General features: G+C 48.0%; 16 protein-coding genes and 1 riboswitch. Of the genes, 12 read left to right on the top strand and 4 right to left on the bottom strand.

The genetic code is table 11. The annotated features are described in order from the left end of the window. Positions 1-82 precede the first annotated feature (82 nt). Both metH and CWI35_RS06575 read right to left on the bottom strand, forming a co-directional pair. The gene (metH, locus tag CWI35_RS06580; RefSeq protein WP_119877610.1) at positions 83-3,493 is read right to left on the bottom strand and encodes a methionine synthase; all 3,411 of its coding nucleotides are present in this window, start codon (positions 3,491-3,493) and stop codon (positions 83-85) included. Further along, positions 3,486-5,333: a bifunctional homocysteine S-methyltransferase/methylenetetrahydrofolate reductase gene (locus CWI35_RS06575; RefSeq protein ID WP_119877609.1), complete on the bottom strand. Its 1,848-nt coding sequence runs from the start codon at positions 5,331-5,333 to the stop codon at positions 3,486-3,488. The genes metH and CWI35_RS06575 overlap by 8 nt, the downstream gene beginning before the upstream one ends. Positions 5,334-5,404: 71 nt before the next feature. Continuing rightward, a riboswitch (SAM riboswitch) is annotated at positions 5,405-5,506 on the bottom strand. A gap of 311 nt (positions 5,507-5,817) precedes the next feature. Here CWI35_RS06575 and CWI35_RS06570 point away from each other — a divergent pair. The 9 genes from CWI35_RS06570 (at position 5,818) to CWI35_RS06530 (ending at position 13,192) form a co-directional block, all read left to right on the top strand. Continuing rightward, a complete protein-coding gene (locus CWI35_RS06570; RefSeq protein ID WP_015374078.1) occupies positions 5,818-5,988 on the top strand; it encodes a hypothetical protein in 171 nt (56 codons plus the stop codon). A gap of 63 nt (positions 5,989-6,051) precedes the next feature. Then, positions 6,052-6,282, top strand: a complete 231-nt coding sequence (locus CWI35_RS06565) for an uberolysin/carnocyclin family circular bacteriocin (protein ID WP_011230222.1) — start codon at positions 6,052-6,054, stop codon at positions 6,280-6,282. A gap of 298 nt (positions 6,283-6,580) precedes the next feature. Continuing rightward, positions 6,581-7,969, top strand: a complete 1,389-nt coding sequence (locus CWI35_RS06560; RefSeq protein ID WP_240432154.1) for a hypothetical protein — start codon at positions 6,581-6,583, stop codon at positions 7,967-7,969. A 13-nt stretch (positions 7,970-7,982) separates the two neighbouring features. Then, positions 7,983-8,492: a stage II sporulation protein M gene (locus tag CWI35_RS06555; RefSeq protein ID WP_011230224.1), complete on the top strand. Its 510-nt coding sequence runs from the start codon at positions 7,983-7,985 to the stop codon at positions 8,490-8,492. Positions 8,493-8,680: 188 nt separating this feature from the next. Continuing rightward, entirely contained in the window at positions 8,681-9,331 is a 651-nt protein-coding gene (locus CWI35_RS06550) for an ABC transporter ATP-binding protein (protein WP_011230225.1), read from the top strand. A 122-nt stretch (positions 9,332-9,453) separates the two neighbouring features. After that, positions 9,454-10,512, top strand: coding sequence for an ABC transporter ATP-binding protein (locus tag CWI35_RS06545; RefSeq protein WP_119877607.1), 1,059 nt, complete (start codon positions 9,454-9,456; stop codon positions 10,510-10,512). Further along, complete coding sequence (locus tag CWI35_RS06540) at positions 10,509-11,318, top strand: ABC transporter permease (RefSeq protein ID WP_033013792.1); 810 nt, start codon at positions 10,509-10,511, stop codon at positions 11,316-11,318. Before CWI35_RS06545 ends, CWI35_RS06540 begins: the two co-directional genes overlap by 4 nt. Further along, positions 11,315-12,118 carry an ABC transporter permease gene (locus tag CWI35_RS06535; RefSeq protein WP_096225716.1) on the top strand — a complete coding sequence of 268 codons (804 nt, stop codon included), beginning with the start codon at positions 11,315-11,317 and terminating at the stop codon, positions 12,116-12,118. Before CWI35_RS06540 ends, CWI35_RS06535 begins: the two co-directional genes overlap by 4 nt. Further along, positions 12,119-13,192, top strand: coding sequence for an ABC transporter substrate-binding protein (locus CWI35_RS06530; RefSeq protein WP_119877606.1), 1,074 nt, complete (start codon positions 12,119-12,121; stop codon positions 13,190-13,192). Here CWI35_RS06530 and CWI35_RS06525 read toward each other — a convergent pair. Beyond that, entirely contained in the window at positions 13,127-13,474 is a 348-nt protein-coding gene (locus CWI35_RS06525; RefSeq protein ID WP_080729607.1) for a DUF1572 family protein, read from the bottom strand. The genes CWI35_RS06530 and CWI35_RS06525 overlap by 66 nt on opposite strands. Positions 13,475-13,726: 252 nt before the next feature. On the opposite strand from CWI35_RS06525, the gene CWI35_RS06520 reads away from it, so the two are divergent. The 3 genes from CWI35_RS06520 to CWI35_RS06510 are packed head-to-tail and all read left to right on the top strand — an operon-like array spanning position 13,727 to position 17,988. Then, positions 13,727-14,875, top strand: coding sequence for an iron-containing alcohol dehydrogenase (locus CWI35_RS06520; protein WP_011230230.1), 1,149 nt, complete (start codon positions 13,727-13,729; stop codon positions 14,873-14,875). A 5-nt stretch (positions 14,876-14,880) separates the two neighbouring features. Then, on the top strand, positions 14,881-16,521 hold the full coding sequence (locus CWI35_RS06515) for a GAF domain-containing sensor histidine kinase (protein WP_119878006.1): 1,641 nt from the start codon (positions 14,881-14,883) through the stop codon (positions 16,519-16,521). Between the two features lie 12 nt (positions 16,522-16,533). Then, positions 16,534-17,988: a sigma-54-dependent transcriptional regulator gene (locus tag CWI35_RS06510; protein WP_119877605.1), complete on the top strand. Its 1,455-nt coding sequence runs from the start codon at positions 16,534-16,536 to the stop codon at positions 17,986-17,988. A 35-nt stretch (positions 17,989-18,023) separates the two neighbouring features. Here CWI35_RS06510 and adh read toward each other — a convergent pair whose 3' ends face one another. Beyond that, positions 18,024-19,541 carry an aldehyde dehydrogenase gene (gene adh / locus CWI35_RS06505; protein WP_119877604.1) on the bottom strand — a complete coding sequence of 506 codons (1,518 nt, stop codon included), beginning with the start codon at positions 19,539-19,541 and terminating at the stop codon, positions 18,024-18,026. Between the last annotated feature and the right edge of the window lie 45 nt (positions 19,542-19,586).

Here is a 19,586-nt window from a genome sequence, read left to right as displayed (position 1 = left end):
GGGAAACATCTCCGCGGCCGAGGGTTGGTGCGTAAAAAGCAAACGAGCTGGTTCACATAGCCCAGCTCGTTTCTCATTTTGCTTATAACACATTGAAATACCGCGCTTCCGGATGGGCGAAGACGATCGCGGAAACCGATGCCTCGGGTTCCATCATATAGCCGTCGGTGAGACGGATGCCGATGTCTTCTGGATGAAGCAGGCGGAACAGCTTTTCTTGATCTTCCAAGTTCGGACAGGCCGGGTAGCCGAACGAGTAGCGCTGGCCTTGGTATTTGGCGGCGAAGCGCTCTTCCATCGTGAAATCCGGGTCGTCCGGGAAGCCCCAACGGTCGCGCATAATTTGGTGGATTCGTTCGGCGAATCCTTCGGCAATCTCGAGCGCCAACGCTTGGATGGCATGGCTTTTCAAAAATTCGCCTTCGTCTTTCCACTGTTGGGCGAGTTCGCGGACGCCATGCCCGGCGGTGACGGCGAACAAGCCGACGTAATCCATTTCGCCGCTTTCTTTCGATTTCAAATAATCGGCGAGGCAAAGATGCGGCGCCCGCGGTTGGCGCGGAAAGTTGAACATCTCGAGCACTGTTTTGCCGTCAGTCGGATCGTAAATGTAAACCCGGTTGCCGTCGCTTTGTGCAGGGAAGAAGCGGTAGACGCCGGCGGGTTGAATCCAGCCGCGTTCTTTCGCTTCGGCGAGCAGTTCGTCGACGACCGCTTTTAACGCCAACGCTTTTTCGTCTTTCTCTTCAAGCAGCCGTTTCACTTTTCCTTTCAAGCCGAGGTGGTGGCCGAGCACCATTTGCCAGTTGACGTACGGCAACACATGGTCAAGCGGCACGTTTCGCAGCACGTGGCGCTCGAGGTCGGCCGGGATGTAGACGGGAACGTCGGTCGAGACGTTCGATTTGAACGCGGTGGCGACCGCCGTTGGCCGCGTCGGCTCGTTTTCGGTCGCTTCTTTTTTCTTGTAGTCAATTTCGCCTTGCTGGAGTTGGTTGGCGAGCGCGAGCCCGTCCATGGCGTCTTTCGCGTACAAGACGATGCCGTCGTATTCGGGTGCGATTTTGTTTTCGGTAAATTTGCGCGTCAAGGCGGCGCCGCCGACTAAAATGGGCGTTGAGATGCCGGCTTGCCGCAAATCTTGGGCGGTGACGACCATCTGTTGGGCCGATTTGACAAGCAAGCCCGACAACCCGATGATGTCGGGCTGATGTTCGCGCACCGCTTCAATGAGTTGCTGCGGAGCGACTTTAATGCCGAGGTCGATCACCTCGTAGCCGTTGTTGCTTAAAATGATGTCGACCAAGTTTTTGCCGATGTCATGGACATCGCCTTTGACGGTGGCGAGAATGACTTTTCCTTTTGTGCTTCCTTCTTTCTTTTCCATATACGGCTCTAAAAAGGCGACGGCCGCTTTCATCACTTCCGCGCTTTGCAATACTTCGGCGACGATGAGCTGGTTGTTGTTGAACAGCCGCCCGACTTCATCCATGCCGGCCATAAGCGGACCGTTGATGATCGACAGCGGATCGGAGTAGGTCTCAAGCGCCTTCTCTAAATCGGGAATGAGCCCGTCTTTCGACCCTTCAATGACGTAGCGGGCGAGCCGCTCTTCCAAGCTCAAGTTCTCCTCAGCCGGCTTGGCGGCGGTGATTTTGCTTCGGTAAAATTCGATAAAGGTGTTTAATGTTTCATCGCTCGTGTCAAACAAAAGCGCTTCGGCCATCCGCACTTCCTCTTCCGGAATCGAGGCGAACCGCTCAAGCTTCTCAGTGTTGACGATCGCATAATCGAGCCCAGCTTGCGTGCAATGGTACAAAAAGACGGAGTTGAGCACCTCGCGCCCGGCCGGCGGCAAGCCGAACGAGACGTTGCTGATGCCGAGCATCGTCAAGCACTCCGGCAGTTGCTCTTTAATGAGGCGAATGCCTTTGATCGTTTCGTTCGCCGCGCCGATGTATTGCTCATCACCGGTGCCGACCGGGAAGACGAGCGGATCGAAAATGATGTCGCGCGCCGGCACGCCGTAGCGGTTCACGAGCAAGTCATACGAACGCAAGGCAATTTCCAGCTTTCGTTCGGCGGTGACCGCCATCCCTTGTTCATCGATCGTGCCGACGACGACAGCGGCGCCGTATTTGTGCAAGAGAGGAACGACTTTCGCAAACCGCTCCTCGCCGTCTTCCAAGTTGATCGAATTGATGATCGCTTTTCCTTGCGAGTAGGTGAGGGCGCGTTCAATGACGCGCTCGTCGGTTGAATCGATGACAAGCGGCACTTTCACTTTTTTCACGACTTCGCGGACGAACTGCTCCATGTCATGGAGTTCGTCGCGGTCTGGGTCGGCGAGGCAAATGTCGATGACATGGGCGCCGTTTTTCACTTGGGCGCGGGCGATTTCCGCCGCTTCTTCGTATTTCCCTTCGGCGATGAGGCGCTTGAATTTGCGCGAGCCGATGACGTTTGTCCGCTCGCCGACAAAGAGCGGGCGCATCGTTTCCTCATAAATGAGCGCCTCGATGCCGGAGACGGCGTGGACGTCAAACGAAGACGGGATCGCCCGCGGCGGGATGCCGCGCACCGCTTCGGCGATGGCGCGAATATGGTCCGGCGTCGTGCCGCAACACCCGCCGACGATGTTGATCCATCCCTTTTCGGCAAAGCGGCGGATTTTCTCTGCCAACATCTCCGGCGTTTCATGGTAGCGGCCTTCTTCATCCGGCAGCCCGGCGTTCGGATAGCAGCTGACCGCCGTATCCGCAAGCGAGGCGAGCGTCCGCAAATGGTCGGTCATAAACTCCGGGCCGGTCGCGCAGTTTAAGCCGACGGCGATCGGCTTCATATGGCGCACCGAGATGAAAAACGCATCGATCGCCTGGCCGGCGAGCGTCGTGCCCATCGGCTCGATCGTGCCGGAAATCATGAGCGGCACGCGGCGGCCGACCGCCTCAAACGCCTTGGAAATGCCGAGAAATCCGGCTTTTACGTTCAACGTATCTTGGCACGTCTCCAGCAACAGAAGATCGACGCCGCCCAACAGCAGCCCGCGCGCTTGTTCTTCATAGGCGGCGACGAGTTCCTCAAAGGTCGCGCCGCCTGTCACCGACAACGTCTTCGTCGTCGGCCCCATCGACCCGGCGACAAAGCGCGGCCAGTCGGGAGTTGAGAACGCCTCCGCCGCTTGTTTGGCGAGCTTGGCCGCTTCGATGTTCAACTCGAGCGCCAAATGCCCGAGGTTGTATTCATCGAGCACAATGCGCGTCGCCCCGAACGTGTTCGTTTCAATGATATCAGCACCGGCTTCTAGGTACGCTTCGTGAATGCGGCGGATAACATGCGGGGCGGTGAGGGTCAAATATTCGTTGCACCCTTCATACGCCTCGCCGCCAAAGTCGGCGGCCGATAGGTTGGCGTTTTGGATCATCGTGCCCATGGCGCCATCGATGACAAGAATTTTTCTTTGCAGTTGCTGTTCTAAGGTGACGTTAGCCATGAACAACCTTCCTTTCTTTGGCGGCCGCTTCTTTTTCGTGAATGTAGCGGACGAGCTCGACCGTCATGTCGTAGCGCAAAAACGGCGTGATCAAATAAATGCCGTTAAACAAATCAAACGCCGCGTCAATGAGCGATTTGGCGATAGCGATGCCTTCCTTGGCTGCTTGCACCGGGTCGCCGCTGCAGGCGGCCATGCGGGCGCGAATCTCGTCCGACAGAGTGATCCCCGGCACTTCATGGTGCAAAAACTCGGCGTTGCGCGCGCTTACCAGCGGCATAATGCCAATGTAGATCGGCGTGGCGAGATGTTTCGTTGCTTCATATATTTGCACGATTTTTTCTTCCGAGTAAACCGGTTGGGTCAAGAAATAGTGGGCGCCGCATTGAATTTTTTTCTCCATTCGCTCAACTGCTTTATCCAAATGGCGGACGTTCGGGTTGAACGCAGCGCCGATCGAGAAGTTCGTTTTTTGCCCAAGCGGTTTGCCCGAGTACGATAATCCCTCGTTGAATTGGCTGATCAAGCGGATGAGATCGAATGACGACACATCATACACGGACGTCGCTCCCGGGAAATCGCCGATTTTCGACGGGTCGCCGGTAATAGCGAGCACGTCGGTGATGCCGAGCGTATGCAACCCCATCAAATGCGACTGCAGGCCGATCAAGTTGCGGTCGCGGCACGTAATATGCACGAGCGGGCGGACGCCGAGCCGCTCTTTCACGATCGTGGCGACGGCGGCGTTGCTGATGCGCGGCGTAGCAAGCGAGTTGTCGGCCAACGTCAGCGCGTCGATGCCAGCGTCATGGAGCGCTTTCGCCCCAGCAAGAAACTTGTCAATCCCCAATTTTTTCGGCGGATCCAGCTCCACAATGACCGAGCGGCGCGTGCGGGCGAGCTCGGGAAGCGGAGTCGGCGCGGGCCGATCGGCTTGCACCGATACAGATGCCGCGCGCCGTTTCACCGTTTTTTCCGTCACCGGCGTCCGGTCGGCGAGCGCCTTTGCCATTGCCTCAATATGTTTCGGCGTCGTGCCGCAGCACCCGCCGATCAAGCGCACCCCTTGATCGCGGAACGCTTTGGCCGCCTCTTCAAAATATTCCGCGTTCGTTTCATAGACAAGCCGGCCATCGCGGTAATCCGGGAGGCTCGCGTTCGGATACGCCGACAAAAACGCCTGCTTCGGCAGCGGCACTTCCTCGAGCGACCGAAGCATATGATATGGACCGAGACGACAGTTCAGTCCGACGACATCGGCCCCGAGCGCCTCTAGGCGGGCAAGGGCGTCCGCGAGCGGCGTGCCGTCTTGCAAAACGCCGACTTCATGGAGCGACACATGGGCGATAATCGGCAAGTCCGTCTCTTTGCGCGCGATGGCAAGCACCGTCTCCAACTCTTCCAAATCGTAATACGTCTCCAGCAGCACACCATCAACCCCTTCGGCAAGCAGCACAAACAGCTGCTCGCGAAACGTCCGTTTCACTTCTTCGAGCGTGACGACGCTTTTGTTTAACGTGCGCAGCCCTCCGATCGTTCCGAGCACGTACGCCCCCCCATTGGCTGCTTGCTTCGCCAGTCTTACAGCGGCGCGATTGATCGCCGGCACCTCGTCTTGCAAGCCGTAGCGCGCGAGTTTCACATAGTTGGCGCCGTATGTATTCGTCTGAATGACATCGGCGCCCGCCGCGATATACGCCTCGTGAATATGAACGATTTCATCTGGATTGGATAGATTCAATTCTTCAAAACAACGGTCAATGCCGTGCGAATATAGAAGCGTCCCCATCGCTCCGTCAGCGATGAGAATGCGTTCTTTCAACTCATCCAGCAATCCCACGTTCGATTCCCCCGTTTCTCCGTAGTAAAAGAAAAAAGCCTTCTATAAGAAGAAGACTTTTCATTCGCTTCTTCTTATCTTCCAGGCTGTTGCCTGTCTGGATTTAGCACCTTGGCCGCGGCCAGGTTGCTGAGGGTTCACCGGGCCAGTCCCTCCCCCTCTCTTGATAAGAATGTCCGTATGCGGTTGTTTATTTCGTCTTGACTATTACTATATAATTTAATGTATTTTTTGAAATTATTCAATACGGTGAAGCGAGGAAATTTCAAAAAGAATTTCTTGGATCAACGCTTACCTTGTACCAAGCTCTTAAAAGCATCTCTGTTTCATTTCAATAGCATGAAATATGTCGAAATATGTAAAAAAAGACAAAATTGTCGAACGATTTCTCTCTTTTTTTTTTTAGAGTCAAGGTGTATGATTAAAATGGATGATATTAACAAGGAATTTACTAGAAACCGCATCGCAGACAGGAGTGAAGTGGGTGAAACAATGGTCGTGGCCGTATTTTATTCTGATTAGCCTGCCGCTTGTTGTGTTGATTGGAGTTGCTTTTCGCCTAAAAGCGGCCAGCATGCCCATCAAAATAGGATTTATTGTATTGGTGCTGCTTTACGGCGGGGTTTATTCTCGTTTAGTGCGAAGGATGAGATAGACACAGAATGTTTTTGAAAAAAGTTTTGATCGATTATCATTTACTGGAAGGAGGTGATAGGTTATGAGTTTGCTGGCGCTTGTTGCCGGGACGCTCGGCGTGTCACAGTCAATCGCGACGACGGTTGTTTCGATTGTGTTGACCGGCTCCACTCTCATTTCTATTATTCTTGGGATCACCGCTATTTTGTCAGGTGGAGTCGACGCCATTTTGGAAATTGGGTGGTCAGCTTTTGTCGCGACGGTGAAAAAAATAGTGGCGGAACGAGGAAAAGCGGCAGCGATTGCATGGTAAAAGGCAAAACGGCAGGGGAAAAACTCCCTGCCGTTCCTAATGAGTAAATCAATGTGGGGGAAGAGAAGTGAAACTCGTATGGCTGTTATATCAACAACGACAACGAAGTAGTTTGGCCCCATTGCAGAAAAAATCGCCTTTTTCTCCGAAGATGACCATGTTCTTGGTGGAAGCGGCGAAATGGCTTGTTTCGGGGATATTGGTTGTGATCATTTGCACTCGATCATTTATCATGTTTCGTCCTTCTGCGATTATGGCGTTTCTCTTTTTTATGTCTGTCAGTCCTTTAATAGGAGTTTTGCTTGAGTCCAAAGAGGCATTGCAACGTCAATACCATTATCATTATGTGCGTCTGTCTGGGGTGCGGGATGACGAGGTATGGCGGCGATTGCTCAAAATCCACTATGCTGTGTCGCTTTTGCGGCTATTGCCGATTTGGTTGCCTCCTTCAATTGGGTTGATGGTGATGTTCGGGATCACAGGCGCATCATTAGTATGGTTTGGACATACGATGTTGTTGCTTCTTTATGTGACATCGCATATAGTGCGTGGCTCAACTTTTAGAGCGATGGGCGCATTTTCTGCCTTTTTCTTTCGAATGGCATCATTGGCGATTGGTTATGTCGTGCTTGCGGCGATTGTGCCGTTGCTGCAATTGTCCCGCCAAGCGGTTCGAATGTATGGGTTGTCGCTCTCTTATCTTGTGTATATGGATGGTTATGTTGCTCATTGGCAACAGCTGTTTTATGAATGCATGACAAGTTGGGGGGAAGGGTGGTCATTTTCAAGTACAGCTTTATCATTCATCGGTGCTGGATTCGCTCTGTTGGCTTTGATTTGTTTTTCTTTCACTCGTGCGTCTCATTCTGACAAGGCAGCGTACATGCTATATTCATGGCATCAACGTGTCATAGAGTCGTTAAAAATTCGCAGCACGAATAATGCAATTTTATATAAAGATCTTTGTCTGTTAACACGCCAAGCCCGTGAGTTGACGAAACCGCCTTGGTCGCTATTTTTGCCGGGGGAATGGTTTCTGGTTGCGGGAGCGAATTTGGCGCTGTTGCCGATCGTTCATAATGGGTTGATCATTTTGTTTTTGTTTATGTTTGAAATGTATATCGTCATGACAGGCACGTTGCGAGCCATTACCGACGTCTTTCGCGACATTTTTCAGTTTGAAAGCGAGATGGAGCGTCTCACTGTGTTTCGTCTTCTTTCTCCACCTCCTCTTGTACCGTTAATCGAAGCGAAATGGACGCTGCTTGAGCGATTAGGCGTCTACCCATGCATGACGGCAGTAGGATTGCTGCTTCTCGAATACATAGGATTATTGGGGATGAGTGGAGGGCTTTGGGCAGCAATGGGAGCTGTGGTGATGATGCCCGCCTATTCGCTTGTTGTCAAACGGATTTTGCGCACCGATTATGAAGTGTTCTGTCTCGTTTTAGCTAGCGGCGAGCAGGCGGCATTGACATCTCCACGTGATTATGCGGGGTATATGGTGATTGCGGCTGGAAATCATTCGTTTCATCGCTTATTGATTTACATAACCGTTTTTTCATCGCTTCTTTCTGCCTTTTTTATGCTCTTGAAAGGTTGGAGTTGGGCATGTTACAGCGTTTTGTTTGTCTTGATGCTGTACCTTGTATTATGGAATAGTTCTCAATATGCTCGGCGCACGTGAGGAGGCATTTGCGGTGATCAGACGAGCGATTCACACTCATTTGCCGTATATGTTATTGTCGTTAGGTGTGTACATTGTATGTTTTGCTTTTGGAGCAGTGATTTTTTCACAAAAGCTTACGATTCATCCGACTTCCATGGCGTTTTGGACCACTTTAGGCCACAACTTGATGGTTGGAGCCATTTTGATGGTTGGCGGATGGCTGACGCTAGGAATGGCCAATACCCTTTATCTCGGTTACAACGCAGCAATGCTAGGCGTGATCGTGAGAGGAGTCGCCACAGGATATGGCATGCAGCCGTTGATGACCGGTGTCTTTCCTCACGCGATTCCTGAAATCATCGGCCATATCTTGTTTTGTACATTAGGGTACGAGACATGGCGGTTTCTTCAAATCGTCAAAAAAAGAGCAAGAGGAGAAGAAGAAACGCTCTATATACGGGATATCCTCTTTTTACTAGTGCTGGCGGTCGCGCTGCTCATCATCTCAGCATGGTTGGAATCAACGGTGTCTCATGTATAAAAATAGACGGTCTAAAAAGCAGGAGGCTCTTCACCACAACATGTACTTGACAAGCAATACAGCTTCCTGCACAAAGATTTGAAAAAATCACTGATTTGTTGATTTTCCCTTACAAGCGTAAATAGAGTTCAGAAAAAATCAAGTACAACTTTTGGTGAAGAGCCAAGCAGGAAAAGGGGAAGAAATAGATGGAACCGTTATTTTCATTGCAAAACTTGACGTATCGCTATGATGGGGGAGCCACGATTTTTCAGCAATTCTCATTTTCCATTTTTTCAGGGGAGACCGTGCTTCTCACCGGCCCCAATGGAGTGGGGAAAACGACTCTTTTGCATATTATTTCGGGATTGCTCGATAAAGGAGAGCTGCATTATCAAGCCTTTTATAAAGGCAATCCGATTCAGCTTCCCGACATGCGCGCTCATTTGTCTTATGTGACATCCGAGACTGTCATGTTTTCAAAATTGACGGGTTATGAAAATATCGAATGTTTCCGGCTTTTATGGAAGCTGGATCAACAGTACGTCCGCAAAGCGAACGAATTATGCAGTCTGCTTGGAATGGAGGAGATGCTCCCGCTCCCGGTGGATCAGTATTCATTAGGAACAAAACAAAAACTGCATATTGCGATTGCTTTAGCCCGCCCGGTCGAATTGTATTTGATGGATGAACCGTTCAATTCCCTTGATAGGCTAAGTCGCGATCGGTTGGCGGAGTGGATTCAAGGCGACCGTCAACATGCTTATCTCATTGCTTCTCACGTTCATCAAGAGCGCTTCCCTGGCTCCCGCATAATCTCGCTTACACGTCCAAACAATGAAGATAAAATAGAAAAATGACGGCGGGATCTTCAGGAAAAATTCAGTTTTCATACGTGTGATCAAGGATTTTTCCGTTGCACTTTCTACTCTCCTATGTTCTAATTAGGAATAGTGAACATCAAGAAGATGGGGGGCTGAAAGTGAACGGAGAAATCATCCGCTTCGAGCGAGTGACGAAGGAATACGACGGCGCAGCCGTACTGGATGATGTCAGTTTTGCGATGGAGCGCGGGAAGTTTTATACGCTGCTTGGACCGTCGGGTTGTGGGAAGACAACGATTTTGCGGCTGATTGCCGGGTTTATCGAACCGACGCAAGGAACGATTTATTTCCATGGAAAGCCGATTCAAAACGTCCCGCCGAACAAACGGCAAGTCAACACTGTCTTTCAAGACTATGCGTTGTTTCCTCACCTCGATGTGTTTGAAAACGTGGCATTTGGCTTGCGCGTGAAAAAGATGAAAGAAGCGGACATCCGCCAAAAAGTGAGCGAAGCGCTCCGGTTTGTCAACTTGGAAGGCTATGAGCGCCGGCGCATTCAAGAGATGTCCGGCGGCCAACGCCAGCGCGTCGCGATTGCGCGGGCGATTGTGAATGAGCCAGAAGTTTTGCTCTTGGATGAGCCGCTATCGGCCTTGGATTTGAAGCTGCGCACGGAAATGCAGTATGAACTTCGTGAATTGCAGCGCCGCTTAGGGATTACGTTCATTTTTGTCACGCATGATCAAGAAGAAGCATTGGCGATGTCCGATTACATTTTTGTTCTGAATAAAGGAAAAATTCAGCAGTTTGGGACGCCGAAAGACATTTATGACGAGCCTGTCAATCGATTCGTCGCCGATTTCATTGGCGAATCGAACATTTTGTCAGGGCGCATGATCGACGATTTCCTCGTCGAATTTGCCGGCAAACAGTTTGCGTGTGTTGACCGCGGCTTCGCGCCAAACGAACCGGTCGATGTCGTCATCCGCCCGGAAGATTTGGAGCTCGCGGCGCCGGAAGACGGGCAGATCGTCATCCGCGTCGATTCGCTCTTATTCCGCGGTGTCCATTATGAAATTTGCGGCTATGACGAAAACGGCAACGAATGGCTTGTCCATTCGACGAAAAAGGCCGAAGTCGGGGAAACGGTCGGCCTCCGTTTTGAACCGGAAGCGATTCACGTCATGCGACTCGAAAAGGAGGATGAGGACGCATGACGGAACGGGCGTGGCGGAACTGGTATTTAATCCCTTATGGCATTTGGCTTGTGCTGTTTGTCGTGGCCCCGATTGTCTTTTTGGTGTATGAATCGTTTTTGGATCTTGACGGCCATTGGACGTTGTCCAACTACAAATCCGTGTGGACGCCCATTTATTTGAAAATGATGGCGTATTCGTTTTGGTATGCGTTTTTAATCACGCTTGTGTCGCTGCTCATCGGCTATCCGACCGCCTATTGGCTGACGAAGACGCGGCACAAGCAGTTATGGCTGTTGTTGCTTATTTTGCCGATGTGGGTGAATTTGCTGCTGAAGGTGTATGCGTTTTTAGGGCTGTTCGGCACGTACGGGCTGGCCAACGCTTTGTTGAAAGCGCTGGGCGTCGGGCCGCGGCAGCTGTTGTTCACCGATTTCAGTTTTGTCTTTGTGTCGGTGTACATTTTTATTCCGTTTATGGTGCTGCCGATTTTCAACGCGCTGGAGGAGCTGCCGCCATCGCTGGTCGATGCCGCCCGCGATTTGGGCGCTTCGGCTTGGACGACGTTCCGCCGCGTCGTCTTCCCGCTCACGCTTGGCGGGGTGAAGGCCGGCTGCCAGGCGGTGTTTATCCCGGCGTTGTCGCTGTTTATGATTACGCGCCTCATTGCGGGCAACCGCGTCATTACGCTCGGCACGGCCATTGAGCAGCATTTTCTTGTCACCCAAAACTGGGGAATGGGGGCGACGATCGCTGTTGTGTTAATGATCGCGATGGCGGTCATCGTCGTCCTGACAGGAAGCGGAAGAAAAGAGGGAAGCCGATGAAACGGACGCATTGGTGGGGACGTGTGTACTTGTTAGTCGTGTTTGCCGTGATGTATACGCCGATTGTGTATTTGATGTATTATTCGTTCAACAGCGGCGGGGCGATGCACGATTTTCAATCGTTCACGTTTAAATGGTACCGCGACGTGCTGTCCGACGACCGCTTGCTCATCATCGTTTTGAATACAATCGTCATTGCGCTGCTGTCGGCGGCGGTTGCGACGATACTTGGGGTCATCGGAGCGCTCGCCATTTACTATGTCAAGCGGCAGCGGACGAAAAACGCCCTTCTTGCTCTCAACAACGTACTGATCGTCAGCCCCGATGTCATCATCGGCGCTTCGTTTTTGCTGCTGTTTACAATCGCTGGCATCAAGCTCGGCTTTACGTCCGTGCTGTTGTCTCATATCGCGTTCAGCGTGCCGATTGTCGTGTTGATGGTGCTGCCGAAACTGGAAGAAATGAGCCCGACGCTGATTGATGCGGCTAGAGATTTAGGAGCCAGTCATTGGCAAGTGCTGTCCGGTGTGGTGCTGCCGTTTTTGGCTCCGAGCATATGGGCGGGCTTTTTCATGGCGCTCACGTATTCGCTCGATGACTTTGCCGTGACCTTTTTTGTCACGGGAAATGGGTTCTCGACGCTGTCGGTGGAAATTTATTCGCGGGCGCGCCAGGGCATTTCCTTATCGATCAATGCGCTGTCGACGCTGCTATTTTTATTTACGATGCTGCTTGTCATCGGTTATTATGTGCTCAGCCAAAAAGGCGGCCGAATGTACGGGATAGGGGGGCGAAAGTAGGTGAAACGGCTTGTCCAAGGGTTTGCGGCCGTGTTCATCGCGGCGTTCGTCCTCATGTTCATCACCCACCGGTTGAACGAAGCGGAAGGGTACGGCGGAGGCAAAACGGTGACGGTCTACAACTGGGGCGATTACATCGACCCAGCGCTCATTCGGGAGTTTGAAAAAGAGACAGGGTGGAAAGTGATTTACCAAACATTCGATTCCAACGAAGCGATGATGGCGAAAATCGCCCAAGGCGGGGCAACGTTTGACGTCGCCGTTCCGTCCGATTACGCCATCAGCAAAATGATCGAAGAAAAGCTGCTTCTGCCGCTTGATCACCGAAAGCTTCCCAATTTGCAATATATCGAACCGCGGTTTCTCAACTTGCCGTTTGATCCGCACAACCGGTATTCCGTGCCGTATTTTTGGGGGACGGTCGGCATCGTCTACAACCGCGAGATGCTTGGCGGCAAGACCATCACAAGCTGGAACGACTTATGGAACCCGGACTTGCGCAATCAAATTTTGCTTGTCGACGGAGCGCGCGAAGTGATGGGGATGGCGTTAAACAGCCTCGGCTATTCCCTCAATGACACGAACAAAGCCCACTTGCAAGAAGCCAAGCGGAAGCTCGATCGGCTCATGCCGAACGTGAAGGCGATTGTCGGCGATGAAATCAAGCTGCTGCTTGCCAATGAAGAAGCAGCCATCGGCATCGTCTGGTCAGGCGACGCGGCCGAAATCATTGCCAAAAACGACAAGCTCGACTATGTCGTGCCGAAAGAAGGATCCAACTTATGGTTTGACAACATGGTCATTCCGAAAACAGCGAAAAACATCGAAGGGGCGCACGCGTTCATCAACTTTATGCTCGACCCGAAACACGCGGCGCAAAACGCCGAGTATGTCGGCTATTCGACGCCGAATAAAAAGGCGCTTCGCTATTTGCCAAAAGACATCGCGGGCGATCGGCGCTTTTACCCCGATTTGGATTCAGCAGGGCATCTCGAAGTGTACGAAAACTTAGGAAAACACATGCTCGCCTACTACAACGAACTGTTTTTGCAGTTTAAGATGCAGCAAAAGTGAACAAGCGATGCCCCCTTTACCAACGAAGCGAGCGCCGTCTTCATTCATGAGGACTGGCGCTCGCTTTTTTGGCAGAAGGGCTGAGCGGCTTCTTTTTTTCGGGATGGTCAGTGTCTCCCAGCGATCGGCGTTCAGATGTTTGGTAATATAGACGATTTGTCTGATATGATATGAATAATGGTGTGCTACAGGTGGTGCGGTAACGGTAAAAGTGAGAAAGCCGTTGCGATGTACTAAAATGATGTGTCGGTGAATGTAGACGAGATTGTATTGGAACGACATTGAGAAGAACGAACATATCCGGGGCGTTGCGTCCTATAAAGGTCGGACAGTGTCAGGATTTTTGTTTGCAGGAAGTGCTCACCATGTTTGCCAAGTGTGTCATTAATCATAGAGGGATTTTCGTCTTGATCTCTCATTTCTCCTTCTCCTGCAGAAAATCAGGAGGATTTCTCATCCGGGATGTCGAATGAGTGCTTAAAACATAAGGTTGTTGAGCAATAAAATGCAGATGGCCAATAAGGGGGCACGAGGATGAACATTCATAAGTTCGTGATGCCCGAAGTGATTTTTGGTAACGGTTCCATTCATCAAGTAGGGGAAAGTTGTCTAAGGCTTGGTGCGACAAATGTGTTGATTGTCAGCGATCCAGGTGTTACGGAAGCTGGTTGGCTCGATGTTGTCATTAAGAGTTGCAGGCAAGTAGGATTAAAATACACGACATTTTGTGATGTAACAATAAATCCAAAGGACGAAGAAGTAAAAAAAGGCTGTGAAGCATATCTTGAGAATGAATGCGATGCTATCATTGGAATCGGTGGAGGCAGTTCTATTGATGCCGCAAAGGCTGTCGCCATTCTTGCTACAAACGGGGGACAAATTCATGAATATGAGGGAGTGGATAAAATTCAATTGCCCCTTCCTCCTCAAGTGATGGTTCCAACAACAGCAGGGTCAGGATCAGAAGTATCCCAATTTTCTGTTATTGTTAATACAAAAGAGAAAAAAAAGATGACGATCATTTCCCGATCTCTTATTCCTGATATTGCAATTATTGATCCAGAAACATTGTCGACAAAAAGCGCTCATTTAACTGCCTCAACAGGATTAGATGTTTTAACGCATGGCATTGAGGCGTATGTAAGTCTAGCAGCTACACCGCTTACAGACGTTCAAGCTCAAAACGCTATTTCTTTAGTAGGAAAATATTTGCGCCCTTCTGTCGCCTCTAAAATCAACCAAGAGGCAAAAACCAATATGGCAATGGCGAGTTTGCAGGCAGGATTGGCTTTTTCTAACGCGATTTTAGGCGCTGTTCATGCAATGTCCCATGCTGTCGGGGGAAGGTATCCTCTTCTTCATGGGGATATAAACTCTATATTGCTTCCGCATGTGATGGAGTTCAATCTGTTGGCGAATCCGAAAAAATTTGCTGATATTGCTTGTTTTCTCGGAATGGATACTCGTGGCATGTCTTATATGGAAGCGGGAAGAAAAACAATTGAATATGTAAAACAATTGGCAGAGGATATTGGGGTGCCACAGCGATTATCTGATATAGGAGTGAAACAAGAAGAAATACGGAAAATGAGTTTGGTTGCCTTTCATGACGCATGTATGATCACCAACCCTCGTGATATCACTGTAGAAGAAATTGAAGGAATATTCAGAAAGGCGTGGTAAACAAAATGAATGACCGGCAACAGCTCATTAGCCTTTTAACAGGAGTTCAATCTTCGAAAAAAAGTTATTACACAGAATTAAAAAAGATGGTGATAGAGTTAAAAAAGAAAAATATGCAGTTGGAGATTATTAACGATATTACCAAAAGTTTTAATATTGATATGTCAATGGATGAAATGTTAAAAAATAGTATGGATAAATTGAAAGCAATTTTCCCAGTGGAACGAATCAGCTTATCGTTATGTGAAAATCATAAATTAGTGTTAACAAATGTATATCCCGCTCACTCTTTGTATTTTCCTATTGGTTTTGTTTTTCCAAAAGAGCGATCGCTCTATTGGCAAGTCATACAATCGCTCGAAAAAATTTTTTATCAAATAGAAGAAGACGAAGATTTGTATGTTGAAGCAGCTGTATATAACGTCTTAGGAGTCCGCAGTGTATTATTGATCCCACTTATTAGCAAAGGAAAGGTGATCGGGGTACTGAGTATAGGAAGCAAGGAAAAAGTGGTGTATGATGAAGATGATCTGTCCTTTTTTCAGCAATTTTGCGACCAACTGGCGGTTTGTATTGAAAATGTCCGTCTTTATAATGAGGTACTTACCAGTAAAAAAGAATGGGAAGAGACATTCCGAGCTGTTTCAGAAATGATATTCCTCGTCGACCTAGAAGGGAATATTTTACGGTATAATGATGCAGCTAACGAGTTTTTTCAAGTTGACTTGTATAAAAAAGATATATGTAAATTGTTATCAATTAATCCAAAGGAAAGCCCGATCGTGGAAATTTTAGAAACAAAAAAATCTGTTCATCGGCGTATTCATATCCAGCAGAGGGTATGCGAATTGCGTTCTTATCCCGTCTTGAATGAAAAACAAAATATGTACGCTGTGATTATGTATCTCAATGACATTACTGAAAAATTGCAGATTGAAGCCCAACTTGTTCAATCAGGAAAGTTAGCTGCAATTGGGGAAATGGCTGCTGGAATTGCGCACGAATTGAATAACCCTCTCACCGCCATTCTTGGCAATGCCCAGCTGTTGTTGAGGTCTTTTTCAAAAGATGATCGTATATATAAACTGCTATTTGATATTTATTCATGCGGGAAACGCTGCAAAACCATTATTCAAAATTTATTGACATTTTCAAGACAAGATGAATATAGGTTTGAAGATTGTTCTATAAATGATGCCGTTGAACAAGTATTAGGGTTAATTGGTGATCAAATTTGCAAACAAAATATTAGTATTCAAAAAAGATTAGACGCTTCCATTGAATTGATTGAAGGAAACCTTCAACAGATAAGCCAGGTTATTTTAAATTTATTAATAAACGCTAAAGATGCGCTTGAAGAGATGGATATTCCAGAGAAAATCATTGTCATAGAAACAAAGTCGATCGTTGAAGCCGGAGAACATTGGGTTGTTCTATCGGTCCGTGACAACGGAAAAGGAATAGAAGAACAACATTTGCAGGAAATTTTTAATCCATTTTTTACAACGAAGAGGCCAGGTAAGGGAACCGGGCTTGGGCTGTCTGTTAGTTTAGGGATTGCTGAGGCGCACGGTGGAACGATTGAGGTGGTCAGCGAACTTGGTAAAGGAAGTGAGTTTATATTAAAACTTCCAAAAAAGAAATAAGGGGGGAGATGAGTGGGGAATATTTTAGTTATTGATGACGAAAGGGAAGTTGGAACGTTTTTTCAACATTTATTAGAAGGGAAAGGGAACAAGGTCAAGCTTGGATTTAGCGGGAAAGATTTTTTTCAGTTGATTCAACAATACAAGTTTGATCTTGCTTTCATCGATGTGAAACTTCCAGATGCAAACGGTTTAAATTTATTAAAACAGTTAAAACGCTCATATCCTTCTTGTAAAGCGGTTGTAATGACAGGCTATAGCACAATAAAGACAGCAGTTGAAGCGATTAAACATGGAGCAAACGACTATATTGAAAAACCGTTTGACGATATTGAACAGTTAGAGCGATTAATCGATGAATTATTAAGTGATGGTCCTCTTTCATCCCAAGATGATATGTATAAGTTGGCTGAGACGCTCGGTTTCATCGTTGGAACAAATAAAGAGATGAATGATTTGCTTAAATTAGCTTATAAAATTGCGAAAAAAAATGTGAATGTGTTGATTGAAGGAGAGACTGGGACTGGAAAAGAAGTGCTCGCTCATTTTATCCACAACGCGAGCATGCGCTATGATCAGCCTTTTATTGGGGTGAATTGTGGCGCTGTTTCGGAAACACTGTTAGAAAGCGAATTGTTCGGACATGAAAAAGGGGCGTTCACAGGAGCGGTAAAAGAAAAAAAGGGGATTTTTGAAATTGCTAACCGTGGCACGTTATTTTTAGATGAAATTGGAGAAGCGTCTCTTGCAACGCAAGTAAAACTGTTAAGAGTGCTAGAAACAGGGGAGTATATTCGCGTCGGGGGTGAAACGATCCGCAAAACGAATACACGCATTATTGCTGCTTCGCATGTCAATCTGGCAAAAGCGGTCGAGGAGAAGACGTTTAGAGAGGATTTATTATACAGATTAGATGTTGTGAAACTTACCATTCCTCCGCTTCGAGAGCGGCTCGAAGATCTTCCAATTTTGATTGATTATTTTTTAAAAAAACTAAATACACCTCTATCGTTTTCAGAGGACTGTATTTCCCGTATGAAACAGTATCATTGGCCGGGGAATGTGAGAGAATTGTTTAATGTTGTTAAAAGGGCGATAACTCTAGCGGAAGGAGAAACAGAGGTGATCACCGTTGATTATTTGCCGGAGAAGCTTAAGGTTCCGTTGCATTTAGGGCAAGTGTCGAATAACAAGCGAAGTACAAAAGATGAAGTAGAAGACTTAGAAGCTTATTTGCAAAAATGGATGAATGGTGTGCTAGCACTATGGAAAAACAGTGATCGATTAGATCTTGAACAAGTAATATCTTCAGTGAAAGAACTAGAAACGAAAATCGGCCGATCTTTTGTAATGAAAATGTTAAAAGAAACGTTAGGAAATCGTAAAGAAGCAGCAGAGCGATTAAATATCAGCGTACGAACATTGAGATATTTATTAAAAGAAAAAGGAGCTGATCCAAAAGCGTAAACGACTTTCGGATCAGCTTTTTGTTGCTTGATTGATCAGAAAAATCCTAATGGTTTTGGATTGTAGCTAACGAGTAAATTTTTCGTTTGTTGATAGTGCGCTAACATCATATGATGGGTTTCACGGCCGATCCCAGATTGTTTATATCCTCCAAAAGCAGCATGGGCCGGATAAGCATGGTAGCAATTTGTCCAAACTCTTCCTGCCTGAATGCCTCTTCCGAAACGGTAAGCCAAGTTGATGTTTCTCGTCCATACCCCGGCACCAAGGCCGTACAACGTATCATTAGCGATCTCCAAAGCTTCCTGTTCATCTTTAAATGTTGTCACTGAGACTACTGGACCGAAAATTTCTTCTTGGAAAATACGCATTTTATTATGTCCTTTAAATACGGTTGGCTTGATATAATACCCGTTTTCGAATCCAGGGATTATGTTTTTTTCGCCGCCAATTAGGCATTCGGCGCCCTCTTGTTTTCCAATATCAATGTATGCAAGAATTTTTTCCATTTGTTCTGCTGAAGCTTGTGCTCCCATCATTGTGCTTGTATCAAGTGGATTTCCTGTTCGAATCTTTTTCACGCGTTCAAGAGCGCGCTCCATAAATTCGTCATAAATGGACTCATGGATGAGAGCACGAGAAGGGCACGTACAAACCTCGCCCTGGTTTAAAGCGAACATGACAAATCCTTCAATCGCTTTATCTAAAAAGTCATCGTCTTTTTCCATTACATCAGGAAAGAAGATGTTTGGGGATTTGCCGCCCAATTCCAGTGTAACAGGAATAATATTTTGTGAAGCGTACTGCATAATCAGCCGCCCTGTCGTTGTTTCACCGGTAAATGCGATTTTGGCGATACGTGGACTAGAAGCTAATGGTTTGCCAGCTTCTAATCCGAACCCGTTGACAACATTGAGCACTCCAGGCGGCAACAGATCACCAATCAACTCCATAAGCACCATAATCGATGCTGGAGTTTGTTCAGCTGGTTTTAGCACAATGCAGTTTCCGGCAGCAAGCGCAGGAGCAATTTTCCATGCTGCCATCAATAATGGAAAATTCCATGGGATAATTTGCCCGACAACGCCGAGTGGTTCATAAAAATGGTACGCGATCGTATCGTCGTCAATTTGGCTGATTGTTCCTTCTTGAGCGCGTATGGCTCCAGCGAAATAACGAAAATGATCGATGGCTAAAGGAAGGTCAGCGTTTAATGTTTCACGGATTGGTTTGCCGTTATCCCATGTTTCGGCAACCGCTAACATTTCTAAGTTTTCTTCCATTCGATCAGCGATTTTATTTAAAATCAACGCTCTGTCAGCCGGTGATGTTTTTCCCCAAGCTTCTTTTGCCGCGTGTGCTGCATCTAACGCCAATTCAATATCCTCAGCCTGCGAGCGTGCTACTTCACAAAATACTTCTCCTGTTATGGGTGTAATATTTTGGAAATATCGACCCGAAATAGGCGGTATCCATTCTCCGTTAATATAGTTATCGTATCTTGTTTTGAATTGAACTTTTGCGTCTCTTTCGCCTGGTTTGCTGTAAATCATTTGCATCCTCCTTGTGTAATAAGGTTTCAGAAAGATGTTTAAATT

The organism is [Bacillus] caldolyticus, from assembly GCF_003595605.1.
In the GTDB taxonomy this organism is placed as follows: domain Bacteria; phylum Bacillota; class Bacilli; order Bacillales; family Anoxybacillaceae; genus Geobacillus; species Geobacillus thermoleovorans.
Note: the sequence above shows the minus strand (reverse complement) of the source record. Positions and strands in the feature narration are given on the sequence as shown.

Excerpts from the sequence above, each read along its gene's own strand:
- metH (WP_119877610.1), bottom strand. The coding sequence starts at position 3,493 with ATGGCTAACGTCACCTTAGAACAGCAACTGCAAAGAAAAATTCTTGTC.
- CWI35_RS06565 (WP_011230222.1), top strand. The coding sequence starts at position 6,052 with ATGAGTTTGCTGGCGCTTGTTGCCGGGACGCTCGGCGTGTCACAGTCA.
- CWI35_RS06550 (WP_011230225.1), top strand. The coding sequence starts at position 8,681 with ATGGAACCGTTATTTTCATTGCAAAACTTGACGTATCGCTATGATGGG.
- CWI35_RS06540 (WP_033013792.1), top strand. The coding sequence starts at position 10,509 with ATGACGGAACGGGCGTGGCGGAACTGGTATTTAATCCCTTATGGCATT.
- CWI35_RS06535 (WP_096225716.1), top strand. The coding sequence starts at position 11,315 with ATGAAACGGACGCATTGGTGGGGACGTGTGTACTTGTTAGTCGTGTTT.
- CWI35_RS06525 (WP_080729607.1), bottom strand. The coding sequence starts at position 13,474 with ATGTCGTTCCAATACAATCTCGTCTACATTCACCGACACATCATTTTA.
- CWI35_RS06520 (WP_011230230.1), top strand. The coding sequence starts at position 13,727 with ATGAACATTCATAAGTTCGTGATGCCCGAAGTGATTTTTGGTAACGGT.
- CWI35_RS06515 (WP_119878006.1), top strand. The coding sequence starts at position 14,881 with ATGAATGACCGGCAACAGCTCATTAGCCTTTTAACAGGAGTTCAATCT.
- adh (WP_119877604.1), bottom strand. The coding sequence starts at position 19,541 with ATGATTTACAGCAAACCAGGCGAAAGAGACGCAAAAGTTCAATTCAAA.